The organism is Streptomyces morookaense (assembly GCF_013030945.1).
Lineage (GTDB): Bacteria > Actinomycetota > Actinomycetes > Streptomycetales > Streptomycetaceae > Streptomyces > Streptomyces morookaensis.
The window spans coordinates 1-1,337 of the sequence record NZ_JABBXF010000057.1; the positions used below are offsets into that span (position 1 = coordinate 1).

General features: G+C 74.3%; 1 protein-coding gene and 1 pseudogene. Both read right to left on the reverse strand.

All coding sequences use genetic code 11. From position 1 onward, the window contains the following. Window positions 1-397, reverse strand: a pseudogene (locus HG542_RS23215) (hypothetical protein); the annotation flags it as partial. Window positions 398-486: 89 nt separating this feature from the next. Next, window positions 487-1,337 (reverse strand): protoporphyrinogen/coproporphyrinogen oxidase (locus HG542_RS23220; RefSeq protein WP_171084536.1); only part of this gene is annotated, 851 nt, incomplete at its 5' end.

Sequence of the window (1,337 nt, forward strand, 5' to 3'; positions counted from 1 at the left end):
CCCTGAACTTCGGGTCCTCCGTGTACTCCTTGGGCGCCCAGACCCACACCTTGCCCTTGAACCCGGACTTCGGGCCGTCCAGGGTGACGACGCTCACCTGGGAGCCGTCGCTCAGCGTCTTCTGGTTCTTGAAGTCGGCCTTGGGGCCGGTCGGCATGAGCGTCCTGGAGTCGGCGGGCTTGGCGTTCCCGCCCTTGCCGTCGCCCCCGCCGCCGGCCTGGTCGTAGCTGACGGGGTTGCCCTTGTCGCTGAACGGCGGGATCTCGTAGTGGCTCATCACCGGCCAGGCGATCAGTCCGAGCGTGGTCACGCACGCCGCTCCTATGAGCCAGCCGCGGGCGCGGGACGCGCGGCGCCGGCCGGTGGACTCGTACATCCCGGCGGGTGGGTTCGTCATCTTGCTGCTCCGGCTGGTACTGCCCCAAAGGGACAAAGAAGGTCAGTTCCGCCCTGTCGGACGGAGAGCCAGGGCCAAGGGTTGCATGATCACGTCGATCCGCAGGTCTTTGATACGAAACCATCACAAACGAGCCCGCCCATGATCCGGTCCGCCGCGTCCCGGCCGCTCGCCACGCAGTCGGCCACGCCGACCCCGTCGTACGCCGCCCCGCAGAGCTCCAGACCCGGCAGCGCGGCGAGCGCCCCGCGGATCCGGGCGACCCGGGCGCGGTGGCCGACGGGGTAGCGCGGCAGCCCGCCGATCCAGCGGGTGACGTGCGAGGCCACCGGGCGGGCGGCGAGCCCGGTCGCCGCCCGCAGGTCGTGCAGGGAGGCGCCGACGAGATCGTCGTCGTCCAGGTACAGGCTCTCCTCCTGCCCGTACCGGCCGAGGGAGGTGCGCAGGACGAAGAGGTCGGGGGCGCGTCCGGCGAGCCAGCCCCACTTCGCGGTCATGAAGGTGGAGGCCTTGACGGACGCCGTGACGGGTGCCCGTCCCGGGCGGCCGGCCGCGGGCGGGACGAGGAAGCCGGACCAGTCGCCGAGCGCGGCCAGACCGGCCACGTCGCGGCGCCGGAACGCCATCGTCACCACGGCCGTCGACACATACCCGACCTCGCACAGCTCGGCCGCCGCGGCCGGCGCCGCGGCGGCGACCAGGGTGGACGCCGTCCAGGCCGGCGCCGCGATCACCACGGCGTCGCAGGCGAGGGTCCGGGCGGCGGTGCGCACCTCCCAGCCATGGGCGGTACGGGTCAGGGCGAGCGCGGGGGTGCACAGGAAGACCTGGCCGCCCGCGGCGCGCACGGCACCGGCGACCGCGTCCGCGAGAGCCCCCGCCCCGCCGTCGAGGCCCATGACCGCGGGCCCGGCGGACGGCGGCGCGGCACCGGGCCGCC